The following is a 25,860-nucleotide window of genomic DNA, read 5'->3' as shown; positions in this document are numbered from 1 at the left end:
TACCCACTGGCTCGCCAAAACGGCGAGACCAGAGGGTCTTTCCATAACGATCTCACGGCTGAAAGCGGAGCGACTACTTGCGCCAGCCCATTGCCGGTGCGACATGCTTGAGAATGGACTCAATCACGTGCGCATTATAATCCACACCCAGCTGGTTCGGGACGGTCAGTAAGAGCGTATCGGCTTCGGCAATCGCCTCGTCCTTTTTCAGCTGTTCAACCAGCTTGTCAGGCTCCGCGGCATAGCTGCGCCCGAAGATAGCGCGCGTTTTCTCATCCAGGTAACCCACGCTATCGCTGTCGTTGCGGCTGGCACCGAAGTACATCCGGTCACGGTCGTCCATTAGTGCAAAAATGCTGCGGCTAACCGATACCCGCGGCTCGCGCGTGTGCCCCGCATCTTTCCAGGCCTGCCGGTACGCGCGGATCTGTTTTGCCTGCTGAATATGGAACGGCTCACCGGTTTCATCGTCTTTCAGCGTTGAGCTTTGCAGGTTCATTCCGAGTTTCGCGGCCCATACGGCCGTCGCATTTGAACCGGCACCCCACCAGATCCGCTCGCGCAGCCCTTCTGAATAAGGCTCCAGACGCAGCAGCCCCGGCGGATTCGGAAACATCGGCTGTGGATTCGGTTTGGCAAACCCTTCACCGCGCAGCACCTCAAGCAGCACCTCGGTATGGCGGCGCGCCATATCCGACTCGTTTTCCCCTTCCTGCGGCACATAGCCGAAATGACGCCAGCCATCAATTACCTGCTCCGGAGAGCCCCGGCTGATGCCAAGCTGCAAACGCCCGCCGGAAATCAGGTCCGCCGCGCCCGCATCCTCGGCCATGTACATCGGATTTTCATAGCGCATATCAATCACGCCCGTACCGATTTCGATGGTTTTCGTTTTTGCGCCAATGGCGGCCAGCAGAGGGAACGGCGAGCTAAGCTGTCGGGCGAAGTGGTGCACGCGAAAGTACGCGCCGTCGGCCCCCAGCTCTTCAGCCGCCACGGCTAAATCGATGGACTGCAGCAGCGTGTCTGCCGCTGAGCGCGTGCCGGACTGCGGCGAGGGTGTCCAGTGACCAAAGGATAAAAACCCGATCTTTTTCATAACCATGTGTCCTGATAATGCTTTGCGTACTATCTACTTTACGCAGTATCTGGAGAGAATAAACGGCGTTTATTTAACGGAATGATTCAAATAAATTGATTGAATTGAGGGGTTCGTCATTACGTTCCATAATGGGATATAATATTCCCCACTCTTTTTATGGCAGGTAAAATCGGCAATGGCTTTGATCCCCAAAAACTACGCGCGGCTGGAAAGCGGCTATCGCGAAAAAGCATTAAAAATCTATCCATGGGTGTGTGGACGCTGCTCGCGCGAGTTTGTCTATTCCAATCTGCGTGAACTCACGGTTCACCATATCGATCACGACCATACCAACAACCCGGAAGATGGCAGCAACTGGGAGCTGCTGTGCCTGTTTTGCCACGATCACGAACATTCGAAATACACCGAAGCGGATCAGTACGGTACCACCGTGGTTGCCGGGGAAGACGCGCAAAAAGACGTGGGCGTCGCCACGTTTAATCCCTTTGCTGATTTAAAAGCGATGATGAATAAGAAGAAATAATCGTTCACCGCCCATATCTGCCGTATGGGCGGCTCAGGAAAGGAAAAAGGCCATGGACACCCTCAGTTGCTACTGGGATATGTTTTATACCGCCTACGGTTTACTTTTCTCCAGAATCATTGCCTTCATACTTCTGGTCTGGCTGTGTCATGATTTTCTGCGCCGCATAAGGAAAAACGCCGCGGACGCCGCCGCAGACCCGATCGCAGAAGCCGATGCCCGGGAGCGCTATCAATGGCGTTTTCAGCTGTGGTCATTGCGAACGGTACAAATCCTCTGCCTGCTCTCTCTTTTCTGGATGCTTATTAAGGGACTCTTTGCCTGACCCTTTCCCTGGTTAAAATGTCCAGGTGATAGCGGCGGTTGCAGCCCCCTCATTGCGCCGCATCACAATCGGGCTGTCATTCGCATGGTCGCCAAGCCAGGTATAGTCCGCGCTCAGGACTGTCCCCCAGTGAGCATCGAACTGATGGCTCCAGGTCAGACTGGTATCGACGCCATAAAATCCACCCGGCGCAGCATAGCGGCTATAGCCGGTGCGGCGGCTCTGCTGCTCGCTGACCCCATACCAGGTATTCAGATAACGGCTGTCGCCAAACAGGGCCGCGGACTGAAAGGCGATCGTGTCCTGGTTATTTTGTACCGGGATCAGCGTCACGGAGGCCTGATAGCTTCCCCCCTGGCTGTCCGTTAACGGCAGCGTGGCTCTGCCCTCAACGCTCAGCCAGGGCGCTGCCTGCCAGCCGACGGCAAGGCCGGTATTCAGGGTGGCATCAATGTCACCCATCCCTTTCAGATTGTTTGCGCCCTCACGCCAGCCAGAATTTTTCTCAGCCCTTCCGAAGTCGTAGCCCAGCGTGTGTTCGAAGTACCAACCGCTGTCGTTTTGCAGGTCATATCCCACCCCTTTTTGCGCATCAATAAAGAAAGCGCCATGACGACCCTGCAGCACCGGAACCACCTGCCACACCTGCTTGTCTGAGCCTGAGTAACGGGGGGCGTACTGCCCTCCCAGCCCAACTGTTAAGGAATCGGACGCGGTGCCATCATCCGCCTGCGCGCCGGATGCCACGACCATCAGAAGCGGGACGGACATATACAGGACTTTTTTTATCGCTATCATACTGCTCTCCATACAGACGCTGGCGTCTCCTGAAACAGGGGCGGCCACACAATGTTGGCGCAGTATGATTTGCCAAAATCAATGAATCGTCGGGATAGTGTTAAGAAACGGTCAAGGAGAACGGATGTTGTCCAGAAGAGTACTGATTATTGAAGATGACGCCGACGCGGCTGGCGTGCTCGAAGCCTATTTACGGCGTGAAAATTACGACGTGACCATTACCGGAGACGGTCTTTCCGGGCTGGAGATGGCGCAGCGGTGGAAACCCGACCTCATCCTGCTGGATGTGATGCTGCCGGGGCTTAACGGCACCGAAGTGCTGACTGGCCTGCGTCGTAAAAGCGACGTGCCGGTGATCATGGTTACGGCCATGGGAGATACCCCCGATCGCATTGGTGCCCTGCGGTACGGTGCCGATGATTATGTTGTTAAACCTTATCATCCGGGCGAAGTGGTGGCGCGGGTGCAGGCGGTACTGCGACGCAGCAGTAAAAAAGAGACAGAGGAAAAGATCCTTCGCTGGCAAACGCTGGCGGTGGATGTCGCCGCCATTGTGGCGAGCGTGGATAACGGCGACGACGCGCCTGTAATGCTCGATCTTACGCCAACGGAATTCTCTCTTCTGGCAACGCTGCTGCGTTCTCCTGCGTACCCGTTTTCCCGCCAGTATTTACTGGAGCACTGTTTGCCGGAAAGCGAGGCGCTGGAGCGCGTAGTCGACACCCATATTTATAACCTGCGCAAAAAACTCGAGGCTGGCGGTATTTCCGGCGTGCTGATCAATGTTCGCGGCGTAGGTTACAGGTTCAGACAGCCATGATAAAACACCGGCACTCCTCTCTGTGGCGCTGGATTTGCGCGCGCATATTAGCCCTGGCCATCGGCAGCGTGATTGTCATTGCGACCTGTATGTGGCTGCGTTATGCGGTCCAGAACTACTGGATAATGGGCAGGATGCCGGCGGCGGTCCGACAAGAGTTTCTTACCCTCAGCCAGAACCCGCAGCTCAACCCGGCCCGTTTCCACACGATTGTGGATACCTGGTGGGGCCTGAGCTATTCCACGCCGTCCATCGCTTCGGCGGACTGGGCCACGGTGGCGCTGCTAGTGCTGGTGATGATCCCGTTTATTGTGGTGATGGGGCTAAAACACGCCCGGCCGCTGGCGCTGCAGTTCAGCCGACTTCGTGATGCGGCAAAGGATGTCGCCGAAGGGCAATTTGGCCGTCAGGCAGAGCTCATCAAGGATGCGCCGGCGGAAATGGTCAGCTTCGCGACGGACTTTAACTCCATGACGGGACGACTCGCCCGCTATGAAAAAGAGCTCCGCGCCTCACACGTGGCGATGGCACACGAGCTGCGATCGCCCCTGACGGCCGCCATCGGGCGGATGCAGGGCATGTTAGACGGTGTGTTTGATGCCAGCCCCGCGCAGCTGGAAATGGTCATGAAGCAGCTCCAGCACCTCAATCGTCTCACCGATGAGCTCCACCTTATCTCGTTGGCCGATGCGGGTAACCTTGTGCTGGAGGACCAGCCGTTCTGTCTGGATGAGCTGATTCAGGAGCGGGCTGCCTGGATCATGCCCCAGGCCGATGCGCATCATTTCAGAATAACGCTGCGTAACCCGCACACCTGCCCCTTCCGGGGCGATGCGTTCCGGATGGGCCAGGTCATTACCATCCTTATGGAAAATGCGCTACGTTACGGACGCGAAGGCGGCCACCTTGATGTGGCGCTGCACTACGCCCGCGGGCATTACACCCTCGAATTTACCGATGACGGGCCGGGCGTCTCGCCCCAGTTCTTACCGGAAATGTTTAAACGTTTTAGCCGCGAGGAGCAGTCCCGCGCACGGCACTCCGGCGGCAGCGGCCTCGGTTTGTCCATCGCCCGGGCGATTTGTCAGGCGCATGGGGGGGAGATTAGCGCGTCATTACCGGAATCAGGCGGCCTCGCGGTGCGCATTTTATTGCCCTGGCATCCGTCCGATAATGAAAATCTTCACTCTTGATAAAGCCTTGACACAACATCGAATCTTTCTCGACGTAGCGCGCATTTAATAACGCCATCACCTTTATGGAGCGGCGTTATGTCAGACGAATTTATTCTCTCCCTCCGCCACTGCCTGCATCATTTGTACGGCGTGGCGCGCACCCTTTCCTGGCTGCATTTTCTTCCCCTGGCGCTGATTGCGCTGGCGATTTTTCCGCTGACCGGCTGTGGTGATAAACACGAAAATCAGCCAGCCCCTGTGCGTACGGTACGGTACGTCGTCGTGGGCGCCGCCCAATCGCTTCCCGCGCTGGAAAGAACCGGTGAAATCCATGCCCACGATGAAACGACGCTGAGCTTTCGCACCGGAGGCCGGATACTGACGCGTAGCGTCGATATTGGCGATCGGGTCACCGCCGGACAGCTGCTGGCCACGCTTGATAATACGACCGGGCAAAACCAGCTCGACAGCGCCGCGGCCGACTATGAAGGCGCTAAAGCCTCTGCGCAGGTCGCCGCGCTTAACGTCAGTCGAATGCAAAAGCTCATGCCAACAGGCGCGATAGCCCGCACGCAGCTCGACAGCGCCCGTGCGGACTGGCTTGTCGCCAGCGCGCGCTTAAAAAGCAGCGAGGCTGCATGGCGTAACGCACGCGAAAGCCTGGGCTGGACGCGCCTGATCGCCCCGCAAACGGGCACGATCACGGCCGTAAGCGCGTCTGCGGGGCAGGTTGTCAGCGCCGGTCAGTCTGTGCTGACGCTGGCGACCGGTGAAGCCCGCGACGTGGTGTTTGATATTGCCACGCCCGATGCGGTCCCGCCTCTGGACAAGGCGGAGTTGCAGGTTTCCCTCCTCAGCGACCCGTCAGTTCAGGCGTCTGCCGCGCTGCGGGATATCACCCCGCAGGCCGATCCTCAGACCCGCACCTGGCGCGTCAGGGCCACCCTGCAAAACCCGCCAGCGGCCATTGCGCTGGGCGCCAGCGTCACCGTTACGTTGCCTTCCACCGCTCCGCACGGGTTTACCCTGCCCGCGTCGGCGCTGAGCCGCGCCGGCGACAAACCGGCGGTTTTTGTGATCACCCCGCAGTCGCAGGCGCAGCTGCGCGTGGTGGTGCCCGCCAGCTATACGGCCACCTCCGTCATGATTGCCTCCGGCCTTAGGCCCGGCGACAGGGTTATTACGGCTGGCGTGAGCACATTACGTTCCGGCGAGCCGGTGGTGCCCGGGGAGGTTCAGCCATGAGCGCAGGCGCGGAAGCGAAATTTAACCTGTCCGCCTGGGCGCTTAAGAACCAGCAGATGGTCAGTTTTTTCATGCTGCTGGTCATTGCGATGGGCGTGTTCTGCTATGAGAAGCTGCCGCGTAACGAAGATCCGGCATTCACCATTAAAACGGCCGTCGTCTCCGCGCAGTGGCCGGGAGCATCCGTGGCGGATACCACCCGTCTGCTGACCGATACCCTTGAGAAAAAGCTGCAGGAAACGCCCTGGCTGGATTATCTCGAAAGTGAAACTCATGCCGGACGCACCGTTATCCACGTCAACCTTCGTGACGATACGCCCCCGCAAAACGTGCCGGGCATCTGGTATCAGGTTCGCAAGAAAATGCAGGACATCGCGCCGTCCCTGCCTGAAGGGGTGCAGGGCCCTGCCGTTGACGACGAGTTTGACGACACGTTCGGCACCATTTATGCCTTTATTCCCGAGGGTTTCACCCTGCGTGAGGTCCAGGATCGCGCAGAAACAATACGTCGGGAGCTCATGTCCGTGCCGGATATGGGCAAAACCACCCTGCTGGGCGAACAGCAGGAGCAGTGGGTCCTCGCCTTTTCTCCGGCGCGTCTGGCCGGTATGGGGCTCGATATTCAGGAGGTTGCCGATGCCCTCCGGGCGCAAAACGCGGTTGTCCCGGCAGGGATTATGCGCACCGGACAGGAGAATATCGCCATAAAGGTCAGCGGGGCGCTCTCGACCGAAGAGAGTTTACGCGCCGTCACGCTGCACGTTAACAATCGCTATATTCCGCTGACCGACATTGCCACCGTCACGCGGGAAACCGCCGAGCCGCCGGCCCCCGCTTACCGGGTGAACGGCAAACCGGCGATCGGGCTGGCGGTGTCGATGGCGCCGACGGGCAACATGCTGCGTTTCGGTGCGGCGCTGAATGCCAAAATGGCGGCCCTCAGCGCCGGGCTGCCGCACGGTATAGAGATGGTGAAAGTCGCCGATCAGTCGGCGGTGGTCAGTGACGCGGTAAGCGGTTTTATCCGGGTGCTTATCGAAGCCGTTGTTATCGTGCTGGCGGTCTCATTTGTCTCGCTGGGTTTACGGGCAGGGCTGGTGGTGGCGACGGCCATCCCGCTGGTGCTGGCCATGACGTTTGCCGGCATGATGCTCGCCGGCATCGGCCTTCAGCGCATTTCGCTCGGGGCGTTGATCATTGCGCTGGGTCTGCTGGTGGATGACGCCATGATTGCCGTAGAAACGATGGTCTCCCGGCTGGAAGCCGGGGATTCCCGCCTGCACGCGGCCACCTGGGCCTTCCGGACGACGGCATTTCCAATGCTCACCGGTACTCTGGTGATGATTGCCGGTTTTATTCCCGTTGGTTTCGCGGCCTCCAGCGCCGGTGAATACTGCTTTTCCCTGTTTGCGGTGGTGCTCATTGCCCTGCTCTGTTCCTGGGCTGTCGCGATCCTGTTTTCGCCGCTGACGGGGACGTGGCTGTTGCCGGAAAAAATCAGACATAGTGCATCAGGCCCCGGCAGGATCGCGCGCGGGTACGGACGGCTTTTGCGCCTGGCACTGCGTCACCGGCTCGCTACCGTGCTGTTCGCCCTTTCCGCGCTGGGGCTGTCAGCGTACGGCACGACGTTTATGCAGGGCGAGTTCTTCCCCGCCTCCGACCGGCCTGAGCTGCTGATCAGCCTGACGCTTCCGGCCAACGCCTCGCAGCAGGAGACGCTAAGACAGGTGGAAAGGCTGGAAAAGGCGCTGGCCGGCAACGGCAATATCGATCGCTACTCTACCTACGTCGGGTCGGGCGCCATCCGTTTTTACCTGCCGATGGACGTGCTGCTGGAAAATGAAAATATCGCCCAGATGGTTGTGGTGGCTAAAGATCTCGAGGCGCGGGATCGTCTGCATACGCAGTTGAACAGGATCCTGGCGACGCAATTTAGCGACATTATCACGCGCGTATCGCCCCTTGAGCTGGGGCCCCCCGTCGGCTGGCCAATCAAATACCGGGTGAGCGGGCCGGATTATCAGCAGGTCCGGGCGCTCGCGAACCGTCTCACGGACGCGATTGGCCGGTCGCCGTTATCCCGCGACGTTAACCAGACGGCCGGAGAGCCGGAGAGGGTCATTACCCTTGAGGTGAATCAGACGGCGGCCAGGGCGGTGGGGATCTCATCAGAAAGTCTGGCCCGCACGCTGAATACCGTCTGGTCCGGCAGCGTTGTTACCTCGGTCAGGGATAACGATCGCCTCGTTGACGTGGTGCTCCGGGCCGCGGACAGCGCGCGTCACAGCACCGCCACCCTCTCCTCGCTCACGATTCAGGGGAATGACGGTAAAAAAATTCCGCTAAGCGCCGTCGCGACGCCGGTCTGGGGCGTGGACGATCCGGTCATCTGGCGTCGGCAGCGCGTGCCCTTTATCACGGTGCAAACGGATCTTGCCCCGGGACTGAGGGCTGAAGCGGTATCGACAGCGCTGCGTCCGGCGGTCGATACGCTGCGCGCGAGCCTGCCGGCAGGTTACAGCATTGACGAAGGCGGCGCGGCTGCCGAATCGGATAAGGGGAATAACTCCGTCTTTACCGTTCTTCCGGTGACGCTGGTCATCATGCTGTTGCTGCTGATGCTTCAGCTGCGGCGATACTCCCGGATGCTGCTGGCGCTCCTGATGGCCCCGTTTGGTTTACCGGGGATCGTGCTGGCTATGCTGCCCGGCGGAACGCCGATGGGGTTTGTGGCGCTGCTGGGCGTCATCGCCCTGGCGGGGATGATCGTGCGTAACGCGGTGATATTGATTAGCGAAGTTGACAGCAATCTTGCTCAGGGGATGGCAAACGATGCCGCGATTATGGCGGCCGCGGAGCACCGGGCCAGACCCATCTGTCTGACCGCCTGTGCCGCCATTCTGGGGATGATCCCTATCTCTCACCAGGTCTTCTGGGGCCCAATGGCTTATGCCATTATCGGCGGGCTGCTGGTTGCGACGCTGGTAACGCTGACCGTATTACCCGCGTCGTTTAGCCTGCTGTTACAGTGGGGGGCTCAGCGTAAAACCCCAGAAGAGAGGCAGTGCTGAGGCCCCACCGCTTCCCGGCAGATTACGCGGCGGTCAGCGCAAAACGGTCTTTCAGGACATGGCGGATGTCCTCCTCCGCCAGTTTCCGCGTTTCAGTGCCGTTCGCCGTGATGGTTTTCAGCACATCGCCCAGTAAAATCTGGCGTCCTTCCGGGCGATGCTGCACTACCACCAGCTTTTGCACAAAGATGGCATCCGGGTGCGTGGAGTTAAGGTAGTTGGCCGGGACGAAATCAATCCACTCCTGGGGGGTGAGATCGAAGCCGTATTGCCGGGCCCATTCACCCTCAACCTTCGCCTCAAGCAGATACTCACCCTCCGCGCTGCGGCTTAGCCGAAACGTGTCGAAATCCTGCGTGATATCCACATCAAGCGTGTCCAGCGCCATAGGCGCGCGGATGCCGTAGCTGCCGAACCCGAGGTCGCAAAGCCACTGGCGGCTATCCACGTCCGCGATGAGCGCCATATGGGTTTTCGGCCGCCGAGCAGGGTAGAACATCGGGCGCGCCGCCACGAAACGGTAAGGTATCCCTAACGCCGCCAGCGCCATGGCAAAAAGCCCGTTCACCTCATAGCAGTAGCCGCCGCGCCCCTGCGTTAATACCTTATCGGCAATATCGTCTGGCGCCAGCGAGACAACTTTGCCCGCCTGCACGTCCAGATTTTCAAAGGGGACGGAAAAGAGCTGATGACGCATCAGCGCATGCAGGGTAGCCGTGTCGGCAGCCGCTGGCCCGGTGTAGTTTATGCGTTTGAAATACGTGGAAATGTTGAAATTATCGCTGTGCATAATGCCTCCTTGTCCTGAACATGCCGGACACTATAGATGGCGCGCATCATTGGCTGTATAGTCAGTTTTATCGAAAATTAGCCTGAACAGATACCCATGTCTGCCCCGTCACAATCATCCCCACACTATCGCCGAATTGCTGAGATGCTGCGCCTCACGCTGACGTCTGGTGCGCTGCGCGTCGGCGACCGCATGATCTCCGCGCGTAAACTGGCTGAACGTGAGCACGTTAGCCTTCCGACGGCGCTGGAGGCCCTTCGCTGCCTGGAGGCTGAAGGGCTGATCGTTGCGCGGCCGCGTTCAGGTTATTACATCCGCCAGACCAGCCTCCCTCCGCGCGTGGAGCCTGCGCGTTCCCCGACAGGCCCGGTCCCCGTCACCATGTCCGCCGTGGCCCGGTCGCTGTTCAGCAGTGCAGAAGCCCGACTGATCCCGCTGGGCGCCGCCCTGCCCGATCCCGCCTGGCTGCCGGGAGATGCGCTGCAGCGGGCGTTGCACTCTGCGGGACGTCGTCTGGACGCGCACGGGCAGAGCTACAGCCTGCCTCCGGGAAGGGGAGATTTGCGCAGTAAAATTGCCGCGCGTGCTGCGCAGTGGGGAGCCCGCTTCGGCGCGGACGATCTTATCGTCACCGCGGGCGCGACGCAGGCGCTACGCCTGGCCCTTCGGGCGGTGTGTCAGCCTGGCGATGTCGTGGCGATTGAGCAGCCAGCCTACTTTGGTACGCTCCTGCTGCTGGAGGATTTAGGCCTGAAGGCCTTAGCGATCCCCACCGATCCTGTGGAAGGCCTGCTGCTGGAACCGCTGGCTGACGCCATTCGCTGCCACCGCCCCGCTGCCGTTCTGGCCTCTCCAACCGTGCAAAACCCGTTGGGTGCCAGCATGCCCGTCGCGCGCAAGCAGGAACTTGTGTCCCTGCTTGAAGAGGCGGGTATTCCTTTGATTGAGGACGATGTCTACGGCGATCTGGTCGGCGAGGGGCAGCGTCCTCCGGCCTGTAAAGCGTTCGATCGCAGCGGGAACGTGATTTACTGCAGTTCCCTGTCTAAAACGCTTGCGCCGGGCTGGCGAATCGGCTGGATTGCCGCCGGACGCTACCACCCGCAGGTCTTACAGGCCCGCATGGCCGGAGACTGGGCTGGCACGCCGCTGCTGGAAGCCGCGACGAGTGAGATGCTGGCAAGCGGCGACTACGATCGTCACCTGCGGCGGCTAAAGCGCCGGGTCGCAGAGGGAATACGCGCCGTCGTGGCGCGGGTCGAGGCCAGTTTCCCTCCCGGTACGCGCGTTAACGTACCCGCTGCCGGTTTTCTGCTGTGGGTGGAACTTCCTCAGCAGGTCAACGCGCTGGAGGTGCATCGTCGTGCGCTGGCGCTGGGCATTGGCGTCAGCCCTGGCCCCCTTTTTTCCCCTGGCGCAGAATTAACGCATTTTCTGCGGCTAAACTGCGCAAACGAACCCACGCCCCGCCTGCTGAACGCTGTGGAACAGATTGGCGCGCTGTGCCATGAACTGGCTGCTTTTACACCAGACTCTCCAGCCACTCGGTAAAGACCCGCACCTTGCGGGAGAGGTGGCGGTGTGGATAGAGCAGTGACAATTTGCGGTCCGGAGAGCGATGCTCTGGTAGAACTTCAACCAGAAGACCGCGGTCTATGTAAGGCTGAAGAAAGAGATTCATCCCCTGCATCAACCCCAGCCCGGCCAGGCCTGCCGCGATGTAGGCCTCGGAGTTATCCACGACAAGCTTACCGGGCAGCCTAATCTCCGCGGTGCCCTCTGGCGTGCTAAACGTCCACGGATGAATTTTTCTGCTGCTGTTATTAATCCAGTTGATGGCCTGATGATTCTGTAAATCATCCAGCGTTTCCGGCGTACCGTGTTTTGCCAGCCAGGCCGGGCTGGCACAGGTCGTAATTTTAATGTTCCCGATTTTACGCGCGATATAGTCGCCGTCGTCCAGCTCGCCCACCCGCAGCACGCAGTCCAGACCATCCCGCAGCATATCCCGACGGCGGTCAGAGCTGCTCAGAATGATGTCAATCTCAGGATGCTGACGATAAAAATCAGGCAGGTTGGGTATCACCCGCAGCGCCGCAAAAGAGATGGGCATATCCACACGCAGCTGGCCGTGTATTGCCCGGTCAGCACCAAACGACTCCAGTAATTCGTCCGCCTGCGCCAGCAGGGGTTTGCTCCGGCGATAAAACGCTTCTCCATCCGGCGTCAGGCTAATCCGACGCGTTGTGCGTTGCAGTAGCCGCGTTCCGCTGTGTTGCTCCAGAAGCTGTAACGCTTTGGTAACGGCCGGGCGATGGACCTGCAGATTCTCCGATGCCTGGGTAAGGCTCCCTGACTCGACAATCTCAATAAAAATTCTTATAGATTCAAAGAGGTTTATTTGCATAAGGGATAGTTTTGCCGCGAGCAGGATAAAATTATTGTTATTAATTTTATAACAGTGATGAATGTTTTTGGCTATTTTTCCTAACAATCTTGCGCCCTACACTCTCCCCCATTCAAACATGAGGAAGAGTCTGCTATGAAAAATAACCGTATTTGCCAGATCCTGGGTATCGAAAAACCTGTTATTCAGGGACCGCTGTCCTGGCTCACTGACGCCCGTTTAGTCGCTGCGGTCAGCAATGCCGGCGGACTCGGCGTGCTGGGACCCAACGCGGGCTTAACCGCCGACACCGCGGTCTCCACGCCGGAAGCGACCGCCGAAAAAATGCGGGAAGAAATTCGTAAAACTAAACGGCTGACCGAAAAACCCTTTGGCGTGAACCTGATCCCCACAGCCGTTAATGACGTCTGGACAGGGCCTATTCTTCAGGTGGTGAAAGAAGAAGGCGTCAGGGTCGTGGTGTATACGGGCTATGGGGAAGGCAGCATTATTCCGGCGCTGTTCAGCGAATTAAAAGAGGCGGGTATCGCCATTATCTATCGCGATATCAACCCCACGCCGGAGAACACCCGCCTCGCAGAAGATATGGGAGCAGACATTATTGTCGCCACCGGTTTTGACGAGGGCGGAACGTTACCCGCAACGGCGCTTGGCACCTTTTCCATCGTGCCGCTGATTGCCGATGCCGTGAAGCATATTCCGGTGATGGCGGCGGGCGGTATTACCGATAATCGCACCGCCAGAGCGGCGCATGCCTTAGGTGCTGAAGGCGTATTTGCCGGTTCGGTGTTTATCAGTACCGAAGAAAGCCGCGTGCCGCAGGGGGTCAAAGATAAAATTGTTGCCGCCAACGGTCTCGACTTGCTGCTTTTTCGCACCGTACCCCATTACTACCGCTCTCTACCCGGCAAGCTGGCGGAAAAACTGGCGGCGATGGATAAAGCAGGCGCAAGCAACGAAGCGCTGGGCAAGGCGATGGGCGGATTACGGGGCCTGCGCCTGGGCATGCTGGAAGATAACACCGATGAAGGTTATATCGCGCTCGGCACGGGGATTGGGAACATCCAGAGCGTGAAAAGCGTGGCAGAGGTGGTTAACGCGTTAACGGTTGAGTAAGCCCTTAACTCTGATGCTATGGACGCTGCACAAGAGCGGCGTCCGCACACCGTCTGCGGTTGTTTTTCACAAATTGAGGATTGCGCGTTCTTTAACGACAGCATCAGGATTGGCAGTTTTCACCGCAGCCAGAAAAGCCGTGAAGTTATGATTCCAGAGGGTGAGATTGTTATAAAACTGCACCTGCTTTTCATTAGCACCGTCACGGTAAATAACAATCCAGACCCGTCTGCTATTTATCTCGGTATTCCCCGGCCCGATTTTAATGATATTAGCCAGCGCAATCTTGCGGGTGGCGTTGTTTTTAACTTCATATAAAAACTGGTCATCATAAAACCAGGTTTTACCTGCATTCCCGCCAAATAGTGAGGGGTTGGCAGATATCTTTTTCATCCCGTTACGCTCTGAAATAATGCATTTTGCCTGGCGAATGCGTCTGACAAAAAATCTTAACAGTATGAAAAGCGCAATAAGGGGCAGCGCGACTGATAGTAATTTTAAACTCTCGTGCATATCCCTGCCCCGCCATACTTTTTTATCAACACGTGAGTATAACGCGCCGATCGTTGATGACAACACCTCTTACGGTCAGGGAATAATCCGCGCGGCTCTCAGCTGCGCGAACAGGCTGAAGAACATCTCATCGGTCGCCTGCATTCGCGTGAAGCCCGACCGCCGGAGCTTGCTCCCGTCACCGAACATGTCGTAATCCCAGCTAAAGACGAAATCGGCAAAATGCCCGTCGCTCAGCTGCATAATATCCGCTTCCACCAGCCGTTCCCCGGCAAGGTCGCGCCATACGCCGCGATAGTCCATAAACAGCTGATGAAATGACAATCTCACCGGCGGCGCAGAGTCCAGCTCAAACCAGCGTGCGATGCGCGGCCACAGCTCGCTCCAGCGCCAGATATCGCCATTATTCACGTTGAACGCCTGATTCTGTGCCGCAGGTGACGTGGCGGCCCACAGCGTTGCTTCGGCCAGCAGCCCGGCGTCAGTATGATCGACGATGCTGTGCCAGGCTTGTTCCGAACCGGGAAAACGCAGCGGTAAACCCAGCGCCTTACACAGTGAGGCGTACAGGGCGATGCTCAGCGCAAGGTTCATGGTATTGCCGGATACAGCACTTCCCACCACGCCCGGCCTGATGGCATTCCAGTGCCAGCCTTTCCCCCGCTGAAACTGGCTGAGCCATGTGAGCTGCGCGGCGTTAAACTCGGCCCCCGGTACGCCGGGATCGCTTTCCCGCGCCGGGGTTTTAAACGGCCCCAGATGCGCACCATAGACTTTGTATCCCTGCATCAGGCTTACCGTCTGTAAAGGTGCCGTTTTTTCGAGGGTGCTGACCAGATTACGCAGCATCGTAACGTTCGGCTCAACCATGTCTGTCCAGTTCGCCGCATTCGCCCAGGCACTGTAAAAGAGATGGGTGATACCGTGCAGGGAGTGCAGCGCCCGTGCAGTGTCCCGCGCATCCAGTAAATCGACGTTCACCATCGGAATGCCGTCCGGATGGGTTACCGCCTGGCGACTGAGGCCGATAACCTCCCACTGATGATGCAGGAGCGTGTTGACAAGCTGTCTGCCGACAATGCCGCTGGCCCCCGCAACCAGGGCGACGTTGTGTTGCTGCTTTTTATCCATGGTATTTCTCCAGAATGGGTGACAGACGCAGTGTCATATATTATTTTTTTAGCGGATATCCCTTACAGCTGATGGCACTTATCAGAAAAACCATTAAATGAATAATAAGCTCAACGCCATTTCCACTTTTCTCTGCGTTGCACAGGCGGGTTCCTTTTCGGCAGCCGCCCGCCAGAGCGGGATGAAACAATCCGCCGTTAGCCAGCAGATCGCCGCCCTTGAGCAAGAGCTCGGCGTGGTGTTACTGCATCGCACAACGCGCACAATGAAGCTGACCGAGCAGGGAGAACGTTACCGGCGCGACATGCAGCTGCTGCTGGACGCCATGCGGGAAGCGGAAAGGCGGCTGAATCCCGTTGACCATAAATTTCAGGGAAGCGTGCATGTCCAGCTGCCGAGCGGCCTGGGTCAGATTGTTTTGCCCCCTTTACTGGCGCTGCAACGCCTGCATCCAGAACTGCATCTGATGATTTCCCTTGATGACCGCATTGCCGATCTGGTGACGGAGGGCGTGGATGTCGCGATACGGCTGAGCAGCGAGCCCCCGCAGGCGCATGCGGCTCGCGTGCTGGCGCGTATTGAAACCGCGCTATTTGCCGCCCTCGGTTTTCAGGCGGTGCACGACGTCAGCGAGCTGGCGACGCTGCCGCACGTACGATTTAGCGGCATCCCGCCGGATGCTCCGCTGAAGTTGATATCTGATGAGGACACCCTCGACGTGAAGGTAAACACCGTTTTTCGGGCCAATACCAGCGACGCGCTGCTGCAGGCGCTGGAGGCAGGCATCGGGATCGGCGGCATGCAGCGACCCCTTGCGGCCCGCGCGCTACAGGCCGGCACGCTGGTACCGGTATTACCCGCCTGGCGGTTACCCGATCGCTTCCTTTATGCCGTCTATCCTGACGCCCGCTTCATTCCGCAACGCGTCCGGAGCGTCGTGGGCGTGATTGAGCAATTACTGCCTGAAATAATAAAGAAAAATCGATCGTTTCCACCGTAAATCACGTGCGTTTTTTAACCGCAAGGAATAGAGTATTTTCACCGTATTCTTCTCTATCTGGAGCACGTATGCCGGATTACCGTTTTTTCCAAAAAGGCCCGAACCTCATTGCGATCGAGAGTGCAAACACCGACTCGGCTGCTCAGCTCATCGCTCAGGGGTTTGAAAAACAGTTTGAGGAGATCGGCGCCGCGGATGAAAAAGAGGCGCTGACCCGCCTTGCTGATATCCGCAGAAATAATGAAATCGATCGCCATAACTTCCTGGCCGGGGCGGGCGAAATGCCGTTGATCGGCGTACTGACGGCTGCGGCAACCTGGTTGACGCAAAAGAAATAACGCAACCATCCGCTACCTCGCCACCGGTAAATCGGCGTACCGTGTCGTATAGGCTGGTGACAGCATCTCACGCTTCATCGCCCAGGATTTCTCAATACCCTGCCCGGCAAACCACACCTTCCCTTTGCCGGAATGATTTAAACTGTCGATTATCTCCATCAGCGCCGCGCTGTTGGCGCGCAGACGATTATCGTCAAACAGGTTCAGCTGGGCGACGCCGCTGCTGAAAAAGTCCGCCAGCATCACCCCGGCTTTCATATAGCGATACCCGTCGCGCCATATGCGCCCCAGCGCCTCCGTGGCGGCACGGATGATATCCCGCGAGTCATTGGTGGGCGTCATCAGGGTGACCGAAGCCTGATTGCCGTAATAAATTTCGTTGTCCGCATGCGGGCTGGTGCGCACAAACACGCTGATAAAACGGCAATATTGATGCTCGCCACGCAGTTTTTCTGCTGCCCGCTCCGCGTAGGCGCAAATCGCCTGATGCATCTCTTCATATTGGGTAATACGGTGTCCAAACGAACGGCTACAGATAATTTGCTGCTTCGTGGGGGTGAACTCTTCCAGGTCAAGGCAGGGCTCACCGCGAAGCTCGCGCGCCGTGCGTTCCAGCACCACGTTAAAATGTTTGCGAATGACCCAGGAAGACGCTTCCGCCAGATCCAGCGCCGTGGTAACCCCCATCGCGTTAAGCTTTTTCGTGATGCGCCGCCCTACGCCCCACACCTCCTCTACCGCAACCTTTGCCAGCAGCTTACGCTGCCGCTCCCGATCAGAGAGATCGACCACGCCGCCGGTGCCGGCCCACCGCTTCGCCGCATAGTTAGCCAGCTTCGCCAGCGTTTTTGTCGGGGCAATACCGACGCCAACGGTTAAGCCCGTATTTTTAAAGACCTGCGTGCGCATCTGGTGACCAAACGCTTCCAGCGATATGCAGTTATTGACTCCTGATACGTTCACGAACGCCTCATCAATCGAGTAAATCTCTATTGCCGGGGCGAGATCGGTCAGCGTCTGCATCACTCGACTGCTGAGATCGGCATACAGCGCATAGTTCGAGCTAAAGACGTAAACCCGCGACGGATAGCCCTTCTCTTTGAACTTAAAATATGGCTCACCCATTTTTATGCCGAACTGCTTTGCCTCCCGCGACAGGGAAATAATGCAGCCGTCATTATTGGAAACCACCACGATGGGCTTCCCCTGTAGATCGGGGCGGAACACCTTCTCGCAGGAGGCATAGAAGCTGTTCACATCAACCAGCGCGAACATGTTTATGCGTTTTGAGGGTGTGGGTGACGACACCGAAGATTTGCAGCTCCTCTTCGGACTGAAAGGTAATCGGCTGATAGCGGGCATTATGTGGCATAAGTCTCAGAACCGGACGGGTCTGCAGCTCTTTCACCGTAAACTCACCGGCGACCGACGCGACGACGATATCCCCATGTTCGGCGTTTAACGAACGGTCAACCACCAGCAGATCGCCGTCGCCGATCCCCGCCCCAATCATGGAGTCTCCGCTCACCTTGATAAAATAGGTCGCACTGGGGTGTCTCACTGCCAGCCGGTTAAGATCGAGACGATCTTCCACATAATCCTGCGCCGGGCTGGGGAAACCACAGGCAACACGCTCTAAAAATAAAGGTAATTCAATGCATTGGTTTGGATGATAAGAAAAGAGAGTGTCCATAATGCCTTTCTCGCCAGATACTGTATATAAATACAGTATTACGGATTGTGGCCAGGGATCAAGGTCATTTCCGGAAGCGAACCCAAACACGTTGAAGTTTGAGCGGATTTAATTTAGCTGCATCCTCTGTCCGGAACTCGCCTCAGGTTCTTCCTGGTTAGCGTTAATAGCCCTCATAACACAAGTCATTTTAAAGTCACAAAAAAATGACTTATTTGTGACTTGCAAAAAAGTAAATTCACAAAAATTGAATCACTTAATATTGACTTTAATGTCAGATAAAATCATATAGCACGCAAAGCCCTTCGGGCCTTGCGTATGTCACGATCAGTCCATCAGCGAATTCAGCGTTTCCAGGGCCTCAGGCGGTAACCGCAGCTCGCCCGCCGCAAGGTTTTGCCGCAGATGCGCCACGGAAGAGGTGCCTGGGATCAGCAGGATATTCGGGGAACGTTGCAGCAGCCATGCCAGCGCAACCTGCATTGCCGTCGCGCCCAGTGAGTCTGCAACAGCCTGTAGCCCGGAAGATTGCAGTGGCGTAAAGCCCCCCAGCGGGAAGAATGGCACATAGGCCACCCCCTGCTGCGCCAGCAGATCCACCAGCGCGTCGTCGCCCCGGTTCACAATGTTGTACATGTTCTGCACGCACACTACCGGCACCATCTTCTGCGCTTCCGCGACCTGAGTGGCCGTGACGTTGCTCAGGCCAATATGACGCACCAGCCCCTGCTGTTGTAATTCTGCCAGGGTGGAAAGCGGTTCAGCAATCGACCCTTCCGCCGGCCCGTGCACGCTAAACATGATCCGCAGATTCACCACATCCAGCACGTCCAGCTGCAAATTACGCAGGTTGTCATGCACCGCCTGAGTCAGTTCCTGCGCGGAGAACGCCGGTAGCCAGGCGCCTTTGCTATCGCGACGGGCACCAATCTTGGTGACGAGCGTCAGATCGTCCCGGTAAGGATGCAGTGCCTCGCGGATCAGCTGGTTCGTCACGTGGGGGCCATAAAAATCACTGGTATCAATATGGTTAACCCCCGCTGCCACAGCTTCGCGTAACACGTCCAGCGCGGCCTGTTTATCCTTCGGAGGACCAAAAACGCCCGGCCCGGCCAGCTGCATCGCGCCATAGCCCAGTCGTTTAACCGTCCGCGTTCCGAGCGCGTACGTCCCGCTTTTATCAATGCTGCTCATGTTGACCTTCCTCATAAAAATGATCCGGGTTTACAACAGGTTCCTTCAAAGAGCCCTTAGTTAAGCGCAAGTTAATTAAAGTTTAAATTCTCTACGACGATAGTAATTAAGTACCCCTGCATCTTCTCTAACGGACGACCGCCATGCTGAAAAATCTGCACGTGATTACCGGTATTATCTTTGCCCTCACCATATTCTGTCTGTTGCAAGTTGTCACGGGAGGGTTGTTCTACTCTGCCGTCAGCAACGATCGCCATAACTTCCAGAACTCCGGCGTACTCAATGCCCAGCAGGAAAGCCTGAGCGACAGCGTGAACACGCTGGTGAAAACGCGCGTCACCGTCACCCGTGTGGCGATCCGCTACCTGAAAAACCAGCGTGATCCGGCTTCCCTTGCGGCAATCAATAAATTGCTTGGCACCGCAGGCGACTCGCTGGCAAAAGCCGAAGCCTATAACAAAGAGTGGCAGAAACTGCCGCAGGTTAAGGGCCAGGATGCGGCCTTAACCGACGAGATGCAGAAATCCTGGAATCAGATGCACGAAGTGATGCGTTTGTCGATTGAGTATCTGCGCGCCGACAACTACCAGGCCTATGGCGATCTGGACGCACAGCAGGCTCAGGACGATATGGAGGCGGTCTATAACCGCTGGCGCGCCGAAAACAACACCCTGCTGAAGGCGGCCACCGAAGAGAACCAGAGCAGCTTCACGCAGATGCAGTGGACGCTGGCCGCTATTCTGCTGGCCGTTATCGCGGTACTGGTGATTATCTGGCAGGGTTTACAACACCTGCTGTTAAAACCACTCAACACCATTATGAACCATATTCGCGCCATTGCAGGAGGCGATCTGACGCAGGATATCGCGCTTTCCGGCCGCAATGAGATGGGTCAGCTGGCCGCTGGCCTGCATGAGATGCAGCAGTCGCTGGTGACCACCGTCAGCGCCGTACGCGGAAGTACAGATTCCATCTACACCGGCGCAGGCGAAATTGCCGCAGGGAGCAACGATCTTTCCGCCCGCACCGAGCAGCAGGCGGCCTCGCTTGAAGAGACCGCCGCCAGCATGGAAGAGCTGACGGCGACGGTTAAGCAGAACTCCGATAACGCCCGTCAGGCTACGCTGCTGGCGAAGAACGCCTCTGAAACCGCTGCGCGCGGCGGCCACGTGGTGGATAACGTGGTGAGAACCATGACCGAAATCGCCGACAGCTCGCAGCAAATTGCGCATATTACCGGCGTGATTGATAGCATCGCATTCCAGACGAACATCCTGGCGCTTAACGCGGCGGTGGAAGCCGCACGCGCCGGGGAACAGGGTCGTGGCTTTGCGGTGGTTGCGGGCGAAGTCCGTACGCTGGCGAGCCGCAGCGCACAGGCGGCGAAAGAGATCAAAGGACTGATAGAGAACTCTGTCAGCCGCGTGAGTACCGGCTCTGAGCAGGTTAGCGAGGCTGGCACCACCATGAAGGAAATCGTCGCCGCCGTCACCCGCGTAACCGACATTATGGGCGAGATTTCATCAGCCTCTGACGAGCAGAGCCGCGGCATTGAACAGGTGAGCCTGGCCGTTTCGCAAATGGACAGCGTGACGCAGCAAAACGCCGCGCTGGTGCAGGAGTCCGCCACGGCGGCCGCGGCACTGGAAGATCAGTCCGAACAGCTGCGCCAGGCAGTGGCCGCGTTTCGTCTGAACGGAAAAGAAAAAGCGGTAGCCCCACGCCCGGCCAATGTGAAAACGCCACAGCTGTTGCGCCCGGCAACGACAACCGCCTCTACCGACAGCAACTGGGAAACGTTCTGAGTTTCAGGCGGGCGAGGATATCGCCCGCTAGCGGCTGCGCTTGGCGTGCCGCTCCCAGTTCTCCTGTTTCGCTTCATCGGATTTGCGCAGCGAGACATAGCATGCCCCGCTGCCGCCGTGATGTGGCAGCGCCACGCAAAAAGCCTGCACTTCCTCAAACTCGGTTAACCAGCGCGCCAGATAGCTGCGCACCACGTTAGGATGTGAGTTCTGCTCGCGTCCTTTTCCGTGAATGATAATCAGGTTGCGTAACCCGTCGCGCCCGGCCTGACGAATGAAAGAAAAGAGCATCTGCCGGCAGCGTTCGGCGGGCTGACGCAGGAGGTTTAAGCTGGCCTGGCGGGCGTATTTGCCCGAGCGCAGCTTATCAATAACGCCCTGTTGTACTCCTTCGCGCCTGAACGCCAGCGGCTCTTCGAGGGGCAGAAGGTCAAGAAAATCCAGCGTCAGGAAGTTATCCAGCTGTTCATTATCCACCTCCTCGCGCGCCCGGGTATTGCGGCTCGGCTGCCAGTGAATATCCGCGCAGCGCTTCAGGGGCTGGACATCTTCCATGGCGTCAAGAAAAAATGATTTGTCGTCAGGGTTCATGGACATCCTCCGGCTACAACTGAGGACGGTACTATACCTGCGCCTGAGGCCGGCCTCAATCGCCGCTATACGCCGTCGTGCGCCATAAATATTAACCCGATGAATATATATAGTATTTATAAAGTGAACTTAAACATCACTTAACTAAAATTTCAGCAAAGGTAAAATAAGTGATTTGTGTTAAATTTTCGTAAAATCAAATACTCAATACCCTTCCATTTTTCGGGAAAGGTGTTATACCTAAATAAACCTGCTTCATGGAAATAATACTCAGGATTGGCGAAAGGACGCACTGCTGTGTGTACTGGAGGGTCTGTCAGATGTCGGGCAGACCCTGTTTTTTTATGATCGGCTTTTCACGCCACAACTATTTTCCTCGCTTCCCTTCTGAATTGCGTAATTAATGATTCGGCAAGGGGCGTCTGACGTGAATCACGGCGCTGAATTAAATAATATGCTGCTTTTGGAAGCGATTCGACAACCGGTAGCATGACCAGTCGGTGCGCCAGCAGCGGGTCACAGCCCAACTCCTGCGGTAATATGCTTAAAAAATCGCTTTGCGCGACCAGGCTAATACAGGAGGAAAAGGTTTCGCAGACAACGCCTATTCGCGGTATTTGCGAGCGATGACTAAATACCTCTTCCAGTTGCTTATAATAACTTCCCCGTGGCGTCGGCATTGTCCAGTTATAATGTAGCAGTTCATTAATAGAGGTTGCCCCCGTTGCCGGGTGCCCTTCACGGCAAAATACCGCAAACGGCTTTTCGAAGAGTTTTTCAAACGTAAACTCGTGGTCATAAGGCCCCTGATAATAGGTGTTGATGGTGAAATCCAGCTCACCCTGGCGTAATTCATTGATCATCGACACCAGTTGCCCTTCCATAATCCGTACCTTGACCTGCGGATGTTGCGCATGAAAGCGAGTGATAACGGCAGGCATCAGGCTTCGTGAAACGCTGGCACCCATCCCGATATTGATCTGCCCGGCCAGTTCACCCTGCCGCTGACGGATATCATCCTGCGCCGCGCGCAACTCTTCCAGAATCAACCTCGCGCGCTGGTAAAAGCCCTCACCGCATTCGGTTAACGCGACGCCCTTGCTCCTGCGCACGAAAAGCTGCGCCGCCATGCCCTCCTCCAGCTCTTTAATGGATTTGGTCAGCGCCGGCTGCGAAAGATTCAGCGTCCTGCTGGCACCGCGAATGCTGCCCTGACGCGCGACTTCAACGAACGCCCGGATTTGATGAAATTTAATCTGAAATGACATAGCCCGACCGATAACCGTTGTTTATCAGAGTAAAGAAACTGTCATCTACTTTAATGGAAAGGGATGTGCGAGGGTAATTCCTGAACGGTTAAAACTGTGAAAAATCGGTTAGTGATAAGTAAAAACTATCACAGCGTGAAGCAGTTCACATATTTTAATGATGACAGGAACAGATATGGACACACTGGCGCAGTACATCCAGACGTTAGCCCCGCAGCTGAGCGCATGGCGTCGCGATTTTCACCATTTTGCGGAATCCGGCTGGGTAGAGTTTCGTACCGCAGCGAAAGTTGCGGAAGTCCTGGACTCGCTGGGTTACGAACTGGCGATGGGCCGCGACGTGGTGGATGCCGAGAGCCGTATGGGGCTGCCCGACAATGCCACCCTTTCGCGAGAGTTTGACCGCGCCCGCGCACAAGGTGCGCCTGAGAAATGGCTGGCGCCGTTTGAAGGCGGGTTTACCGGCATCGTGGCGACCCTCAATACCGGCCGCCCTGGCCCCACCCTGGCGTTTCGCGTGGACATGGATGCCCTTGATTTAAGCGAAGCGCTCGATGAAAGCCATCACCCATTCCGCGACGGTTTTGCCTCCTGCAATCCGGGCATGATGCACGCCTGCGCACACGACGGCCACACCACGATTGGGCTGGGGCTGGCGCAGGTACTTAAGCAGAAGGAAGCGCAGCTCAGCGGGACCATCAAGCTCATCTTCCAGCCAGCCGAAGAAGGGACGCGCGGCGCGCGCGCCATGGTTGCCGCCGGGGCGCTGGACGACGTGGACTATTTTACGGCTATCCATATTGGTACCGGCGTGCCTGCCGGGACGACGGTCTGCGGCAGCGATAACTTTATGGCGACCACCAAGTTCGACGTGAGCTTTACCGGTGTTGCCGCACACGCAGGCGGTAAACCGGAGGACGGGCGTAACGCCCTGCTCGCCGCCGCACAGGCCGCGATCGCCTTGCACAGCATCGCCCCGCACAGCGAAGGGGCGTCCCGGGTGAACGTTGGCGTACTGCAGGCGGGCAGCGGGCGCAACGTGGTGCCTGCCAATGCCCTGATGAAGGTTGAAACGCGCGGCGAAAGCGAAGCGATTAATCAGTATGTCTTTGAACGCGCGCAGGCAGTTATTAACGGCGCGGCCGCACTCTACGGCGTTAAGGCAGAGATGCGCCTGATGGGTGCCGCCACCGCCAGCTCGCCGACACCGGCCTGGGTTGATTATCTGCGCGAACAGGCCAGTCAGGTTTCCGGGGTTGTTCACGCGATCGATAAGGTGAAAGCCCCGGCCGGTTCCGAAGACGCCACGCTGATGATGGCCCGCGTGCAGCAGAACGGCGGCATGGCGTCGTATATGGTGTTTGGCACAGATTTGAGCGCCGGACATCACAACGAAAAATTCGACTTCGATGAGCAGATCATGACTATCGCCATCGAAACGCTGGCGCGGACTGCGCTCAATTTCCCGTGGACGCGAGGTGTGTAATGCAGGACAACTACGCTTTTATTGCCGATGCGATCGACACGCGATGTCGCACGTTAACCGATATTGCCGATGAGATTTGGGATCATCCTGAAACCCGCTTTGAAGAGTTCTGGTCCGCCGAACGGCTCGCCAGCGCGCTGGAAGCCGAAGGTTTCACGCTCACGCGCGAAGCAGGCGGCATTCCCAACGCCTTTATCGCCAGCTTCGGCAGCGGGAAACCGGTTATCGCCCTGCTCGGTGAATACGATGCGCTGGCAGGGTTAAGCCAGCAGGCACACTGCGCAACGGCGCAATCCGCCACGCCGGGGGCTAACGGCCACGGTTGCGGGCATAACCTCTTAGGCACCGCGGCGCTTGCGGGCGCGGTGGCGGTAAAAAGCTGGCTGGAGCAGCACGGCGGCAGCGGGACGGTGCGTTTTTACGGCTGTCCCGGTGAAGAAGGCGGCTCCGGGAAAACCTTTATGGTGCGCGAAGGCCTGTTTGACGACGTCGATGCCGCCGTCACCTGGCACCCGGAAGCCTTTGCCGGCATGTTTAACGTCAGCACGCTGGCTAACATCCAGGCCGCGTGGCGCTTTCACGGCGTGGCGGCGCATGCAGCCAACTCTCCCCATCTGGGGCGCAGCGCGCTGGATGCCGTAACGCTGATGACCACCGGCACCAACTTCCTCAACGAACACATCATTGAGAAGGCGCGCGTCCATTATGCCATTACCGATACCGGCGGAATTTCGCCCAACGTGGTGCAGGCGCAGGCCGAGGTGTTGTACCTGATCCGCGCCCCGGAGATGGCCGATGCGCAGCAAATTTACGAACGTATCGAGAAAATCGCCCAGGGCGCGGCAATGATGACCGAAACCACCGTCGAGTGCCGCTTTGACAAAGCCTGCTCCAGCTACCTGCCGAACCGCACGCTTGAGGCGGCGATGTATCGCGCCCTGCAGCACTACGGCACGCCGGCCTGGACGGAAGAAGAACGCGACTTTGCCCGCGAGATCCGCGCCACGCTGACGCCAAACGATCTGCAAAACAGCCTCAAAAATATTGCCGCTACAGGAGGTGAAGCGGGGAAAGCCTTTGCCCGCCGTCATCAGGAGACGCTGCTGGTGGATGAAATAGCCCCATATGCCATCACCGACAACGTGCTGGCGGGCTCAACGGACGTGGGTGACGTCAGCTGGAAAATGCCGGTTGCCCAGTGCTTCAGCCCCTGCTTTACCGTCGGCACGCCTCTGCACACCTGGCAGCTGGTGGCGCAGGGGCGAACCTCCATTGCCCACAAAGGTATGCTGCTGGCAGGGAAAGTCATGGGCGCAACCGCGCTAAATCTGCTGCAGGATGCCGCTCTGCTGAAAAAATGCCGTGAAGAGTTTGAACAACAAATACAAGAAAAACCGTACGTGTGTCCTATCCCACAGGGCGTGACACCGTCACCTTTAAAATAAAAAAACACAACACAACACAAC

24 protein-coding genes are annotated in these 25,860 nt (G+C 57.6%); 13 read left to right on the top strand and 11 right to left on the bottom strand.

Going from position 1 to position 25,860, the window contains the following annotated elements:
- Positions 1-73 precede the first annotated feature (73 nt).
- Positions 74-1,099: an LLM class flavin-dependent oxidoreductase gene (locus PYW49_RS01710; protein ID WP_320385450.1), complete on the bottom strand. Its 1,026-nt coding sequence runs from the start codon at positions 1,097-1,099 to the stop codon at positions 74-76.
- 178 nt (positions 1,100-1,277) lie between these two features.
- On the opposite strand from PYW49_RS01710, the gene yajD reads away from it, so the two are divergent.
- Together yajD and PYW49_RS01700 are read left to right on the top strand one after the other, a co-directional pair.
- A complete protein-coding gene (yajD, locus tag PYW49_RS01705) occupies positions 1,278-1,625 on the top strand; it encodes an HNH nuclease YajD (RefSeq protein ID WP_006808895.1) in 348 nt (115 codons plus the stop codon).
- Between the two features lie 52 nt (positions 1,626-1,677).
- Positions 1,678-1,950 carry a hypothetical protein gene (locus PYW49_RS01700; RefSeq protein ID WP_320385449.1) on the top strand — a complete coding sequence of 91 codons (273 nt, stop codon included), beginning with the start codon at positions 1,678-1,680 and terminating at the stop codon, positions 1,948-1,950.
- A gap of 12 nt (positions 1,951-1,962) precedes the next feature.
- On the opposite strand, the gene PYW49_RS01695 is transcribed toward PYW49_RS01700, so the two are convergent.
- The gene (locus PYW49_RS01695; protein WP_320385448.1) at positions 1,963-2,748 is read right to left on the bottom strand and encodes a MipA/OmpV family protein; all 786 of its coding nucleotides are present in this window, start codon (positions 2,746-2,748) and stop codon (positions 1,963-1,965) included.
- A 124-nt stretch (positions 2,749-2,872) separates the two neighbouring features.
- Here PYW49_RS01695 and PYW49_RS01690 point away from each other — a divergent pair, with 124 nt between their 5' ends.
- From PYW49_RS01690 to PYW49_RS01675, 4 genes are all read left to right on the top strand, one after another.
- Positions 2,873-3,568: a response regulator gene (locus tag PYW49_RS01690; RefSeq protein WP_320385447.1), complete on the top strand. Its 696-nt coding sequence runs from the start codon at positions 2,873-2,875 to the stop codon at positions 3,566-3,568.
- Positions 3,565-4,761 carry a sensor histidine kinase gene (locus PYW49_RS01685; protein WP_134350074.1) on the top strand — a complete coding sequence of 399 codons (1,197 nt, stop codon included), beginning with the start codon at positions 3,565-3,567 and terminating at the stop codon, positions 4,759-4,761. Before PYW49_RS01690 ends, PYW49_RS01685 begins: the two co-directional genes overlap by 4 nt.
- Before the next feature lie 78 nt (positions 4,762-4,839).
- A complete protein-coding gene (locus tag PYW49_RS01680; protein WP_320385446.1) occupies positions 4,840-5,988 on the top strand; it encodes an efflux RND transporter periplasmic adaptor subunit in 1,149 nt (382 codons plus the stop codon).
- Entirely contained in the window at positions 5,985-9,062 is a 3,078-nt protein-coding gene (locus PYW49_RS01675; RefSeq protein WP_320385445.1) for an efflux RND transporter permease subunit, read from the top strand. Before PYW49_RS01680 ends, PYW49_RS01675 begins: the two co-directional genes overlap by 4 nt.
- A 22-nt stretch (positions 9,063-9,084) precedes the next feature.
- Here the strand turns inward: PYW49_RS01675 and PYW49_RS01670 are convergent, their stop codons facing one another.
- On the bottom strand, positions 9,085-9,852 hold the full coding sequence (locus PYW49_RS01670) for an arylamine N-acetyltransferase family protein (protein ID WP_320385444.1): 768 nt from the start codon (positions 9,850-9,852) through the stop codon (positions 9,085-9,087).
- 96 nt (positions 9,853-9,948) lie between these two features.
- On the opposite strand from PYW49_RS01670, the gene PYW49_RS01665 reads away from it, so the two are divergent.
- Positions 9,949-11,403, top strand: coding sequence for an aminotransferase-like domain-containing protein (locus tag PYW49_RS01665; RefSeq protein ID WP_320385443.1), 1,455 nt, complete (start codon positions 9,949-9,951; stop codon positions 11,401-11,403).
- On the opposite strand, the gene PYW49_RS01660 is transcribed toward PYW49_RS01665, so the two are convergent.
- Positions 11,375-12,259: a LysR family transcriptional regulator gene (locus PYW49_RS01660; RefSeq protein WP_320385442.1), complete on the bottom strand. Its 885-nt coding sequence runs from the start codon at positions 12,257-12,259 to the stop codon at positions 11,375-11,377. The two genes, PYW49_RS01665 and PYW49_RS01660, sit on opposite strands and share 29 nt — an antisense overlap.
- 135 nt (positions 12,260-12,394) lie before the next feature.
- Here PYW49_RS01660 and PYW49_RS01655 point away from each other — a divergent pair, with 135 nt between their 5' ends.
- Positions 12,395-13,375: an NAD(P)H-dependent flavin oxidoreductase gene (locus tag PYW49_RS01655; protein WP_320385441.1), complete on the top strand. Its 981-nt coding sequence runs from the start codon at positions 12,395-12,397 to the stop codon at positions 13,373-13,375.
- Between the two features lie 66 nt (positions 13,376-13,441).
- Here PYW49_RS01655 and PYW49_RS01650 read toward each other — a convergent pair whose 3' ends face one another.
- Together PYW49_RS01650 and PYW49_RS01645 are read right to left on the bottom strand one after the other, a co-directional pair.
- Positions 13,442-13,888 carry a hypothetical protein gene (locus PYW49_RS01650; protein WP_320385440.1) on the bottom strand — a complete coding sequence of 149 codons (447 nt, stop codon included), beginning with the start codon at positions 13,886-13,888 and terminating at the stop codon, positions 13,442-13,444.
- A gap of 75 nt (positions 13,889-13,963) precedes the next feature.
- Positions 13,964-15,019, bottom strand: coding sequence for an SDR family oxidoreductase (locus tag PYW49_RS01645; RefSeq protein ID WP_320385439.1), 1,056 nt, complete (start codon positions 15,017-15,019; stop codon positions 13,964-13,966).
- A gap of 97 nt (positions 15,020-15,116) precedes the next feature.
- Here PYW49_RS01645 and PYW49_RS01640 point away from each other — a divergent pair, with 97 nt between their 5' ends.
- Together PYW49_RS01640 and PYW49_RS01635 are read left to right on the top strand one after the other, a co-directional pair.
- Positions 15,117-16,019, top strand: coding sequence for a LysR family transcriptional regulator (locus PYW49_RS01640; protein ID WP_320385438.1), 903 nt, complete (start codon positions 15,117-15,119; stop codon positions 16,017-16,019).
- 68 nt (positions 16,020-16,087) lie between these two features.
- The gene (locus tag PYW49_RS01635) at positions 16,088-16,357 is read left to right on the top strand and encodes a hypothetical protein (protein WP_134350064.1); all 270 of its coding nucleotides are present in this window, start codon (positions 16,088-16,090) and stop codon (positions 16,355-16,357) included.
- 12 nt (positions 16,358-16,369) lie between these two features.
- Here PYW49_RS01635 and umuC read toward each other — a convergent pair whose 3' ends face one another.
- The 3 genes from umuC to PYW49_RS01620 all read right to left on the bottom strand — a co-directional run bounded on the left by umuC (position 16,370) and on the right by PYW49_RS01620 (position 19,244).
- A complete protein-coding gene (gene umuC / locus PYW49_RS01630) occupies positions 16,370-17,632 on the bottom strand; it encodes a translesion error-prone DNA polymerase V subunit UmuC (protein WP_134350063.1) in 1,263 nt (420 codons plus the stop codon).
- The gene (umuD, locus tag PYW49_RS01625) at positions 17,616-18,050 is read right to left on the bottom strand and encodes a translesion error-prone DNA polymerase V autoproteolytic subunit (protein ID WP_134350062.1); all 435 of its coding nucleotides are present in this window, start codon (positions 18,048-18,050) and stop codon (positions 17,616-17,618) included. Before umuD ends, umuC begins: the two co-directional genes overlap by 17 nt.
- Before the next feature lie 327 nt (positions 18,051-18,377).
- Positions 18,378-19,244 carry an aldo/keto reductase family oxidoreductase gene (locus PYW49_RS01620; protein WP_134350061.1) on the bottom strand — a complete coding sequence of 289 codons (867 nt, stop codon included), beginning with the start codon at positions 19,242-19,244 and terminating at the stop codon, positions 18,378-18,380.
- Positions 19,245-19,387: 143 nt separating this feature from the next.
- Here PYW49_RS01620 and tcp point away from each other — a divergent pair, with 143 nt between their 5' ends.
- Positions 19,388-21,049 (top strand): methyl-accepting chemotaxis citrate transducer, encoded by a 1,662-nt coding sequence (tcp, locus tag PYW49_RS01615; protein ID WP_320385437.1) that lies wholly within the window; start codon positions 19,388-19,390, stop codon positions 21,047-21,049.
- Between the two features lie 27 nt (positions 21,050-21,076).
- Here tcp and smrA read toward each other — a convergent pair whose 3' ends face one another.
- Positions 21,077-21,640 carry a DNA endonuclease SmrA gene (smrA, locus tag PYW49_RS01610; protein WP_320385436.1) on the bottom strand — a complete coding sequence of 188 codons (564 nt, stop codon included), beginning with the start codon at positions 21,638-21,640 and terminating at the stop codon, positions 21,077-21,079.
- Between the two features lie 356 nt (positions 21,641-21,996).
- On the bottom strand, positions 21,997-22,908 hold the full coding sequence (locus PYW49_RS01605; RefSeq protein WP_134350058.1) for a LysR family transcriptional regulator: 912 nt from the start codon (positions 22,906-22,908) through the stop codon (positions 21,997-21,999).
- Between the two features lie 175 nt (positions 22,909-23,083).
- Here PYW49_RS01605 and PYW49_RS01600 point away from each other — a divergent pair, with 175 nt between their 5' ends.
- Both PYW49_RS01600 and PYW49_RS01595 read left to right on the top strand, forming a co-directional pair.
- On the top strand, positions 23,084-24,394 hold the full coding sequence (locus PYW49_RS01600; RefSeq protein ID WP_320385435.1) for a M20 family metallo-hydrolase: 1,311 nt from the start codon (positions 23,084-23,086) through the stop codon (positions 24,392-24,394).
- Entirely contained in the window at positions 24,394-25,839 is a 1,446-nt protein-coding gene (locus tag PYW49_RS01595) for a M20 family metallopeptidase (RefSeq protein ID WP_320385434.1), read from the top strand. The genes PYW49_RS01600 and PYW49_RS01595 overlap by 1 nt, the downstream gene beginning before the upstream one ends.
- Positions 25,840-25,860 lie beyond the last annotated feature (21 nt).

Source organism: Enterobacter chinensis (assembly GCF_034008295.1).
Lineage (GTDB): Bacteria > Pseudomonadota > Gammaproteobacteria > Enterobacterales > Enterobacteriaceae > Enterobacter > Enterobacter chinensis.
Note: the sequence above shows the minus strand (reverse complement) of the source record. Positions and strands in the feature narration are given on the sequence as shown.

Excerpts from the sequence above, each read along its gene's own strand:
- umuD (WP_134350062.1), bottom strand. The coding sequence starts at position 18,050 with ATGGACACTCTCTTTTCTTATCATCCAAACCAATGCATTGAATTACCT.
- PYW49_RS01675 (WP_320385445.1), top strand. The coding sequence starts at position 5,985 with ATGAGCGCAGGCGCGGAAGCGAAATTTAACCTGTCCGCCTGGGCGCTT.
- tcp (WP_320385437.1), top strand. The coding sequence starts at position 19,388 with ATGCTGAAAAATCTGCACGTGATTACCGGTATTATCTTTGCCCTCACC.
- PYW49_RS01645 (WP_320385439.1), bottom strand. The coding sequence starts at position 15,019 with ATGGATAAAAAGCAGCAACACAACGTCGCCCTGGTTGCGGGGGCCAGC.
- PYW49_RS01660 (WP_320385442.1), bottom strand. The coding sequence starts at position 12,259 with ATGCAAATAAACCTCTTTGAATCTATAAGAATTTTTATTGAGATTGTC.
- PYW49_RS01700 (WP_320385449.1), top strand. The coding sequence starts at position 1,678 with ATGGACACCCTCAGTTGCTACTGGGATATGTTTTATACCGCCTACGGT.
- smrA (WP_320385436.1), bottom strand. The coding sequence starts at position 21,640 with ATGAACCCTGACGACAAATCATTTTTTCTTGACGCCATGGAAGATGTC.
- PYW49_RS01680 (WP_320385446.1), top strand. The coding sequence starts at position 4,840 with ATGTCAGACGAATTTATTCTCTCCCTCCGCCACTGCCTGCATCATTTG.
- PYW49_RS01695 (WP_320385448.1), bottom strand. The coding sequence starts at position 2,748 with ATGATAGCGATAAAAAAAGTCCTGTATATGTCCGTCCCGCTTCTGATG.
- PYW49_RS01710 (WP_320385450.1), bottom strand. The coding sequence starts at position 1,099 with ATGAAAAAGATCGGGTTTTTATCCTTTGGTCACTGGACACCCTCGCCG.
- PYW49_RS01595 (WP_320385434.1), top strand. The coding sequence starts at position 24,394 with ATGCAGGACAACTACGCTTTTATTGCCGATGCGATCGACACGCGATGT.
- PYW49_RS01655 (WP_320385441.1), top strand. The coding sequence starts at position 12,395 with ATGAAAAATAACCGTATTTGCCAGATCCTGGGTATCGAAAAACCTGTT.
- yajD (WP_006808895.1), top strand. The coding sequence starts at position 1,278 with ATGGCTTTGATCCCCAAAAACTACGCGCGGCTGGAAAGCGGCTATCGC.
- PYW49_RS01685 (WP_134350074.1), top strand. The coding sequence starts at position 3,565 with ATGATAAAACACCGGCACTCCTCTCTGTGGCGCTGGATTTGCGCGCGC.
- PYW49_RS01670 (WP_320385444.1), bottom strand. The coding sequence starts at position 9,852 with ATGCACAGCGATAATTTCAACATTTCCACGTATTTCAAACGCATAAAC.
- PYW49_RS01690 (WP_320385447.1), top strand. The coding sequence starts at position 2,873 with ATGTTGTCCAGAAGAGTACTGATTATTGAAGATGACGCCGACGCGGCT.
- PYW49_RS01635 (WP_134350064.1), top strand. The coding sequence starts at position 16,088 with ATGCCGGATTACCGTTTTTTCCAAAAAGGCCCGAACCTCATTGCGATC.
- PYW49_RS01665 (WP_320385443.1), top strand. The coding sequence starts at position 9,949 with ATGTCTGCCCCGTCACAATCATCCCCACACTATCGCCGAATTGCTGAG.
- PYW49_RS01605 (WP_134350058.1), bottom strand. The coding sequence starts at position 22,908 with ATGTCATTTCAGATTAAATTTCATCAAATCCGGGCGTTCGTTGAAGTC.
- PYW49_RS01600 (WP_320385435.1), top strand. The coding sequence starts at position 23,084 with ATGGACACACTGGCGCAGTACATCCAGACGTTAGCCCCGCAGCTGAGC.
- PYW49_RS01650 (WP_320385440.1), bottom strand. The coding sequence starts at position 13,888 with ATGCACGAGAGTTTAAAATTACTATCAGTCGCGCTGCCCCTTATTGCG.
- PYW49_RS01620 (WP_134350061.1), bottom strand. The coding sequence starts at position 19,244 with ATGAGCAGCATTGATAAAAGCGGGACGTACGCGCTCGGAACGCGGACG.
- PYW49_RS01640 (WP_320385438.1), top strand. The coding sequence starts at position 15,117 with ATGAATAATAAGCTCAACGCCATTTCCACTTTTCTCTGCGTTGCACAG.
- umuC (WP_134350063.1), bottom strand. The coding sequence starts at position 17,632 with ATGTTCGCGCTGGTTGATGTGAACAGCTTCTATGCCTCCTGCGAGAAG.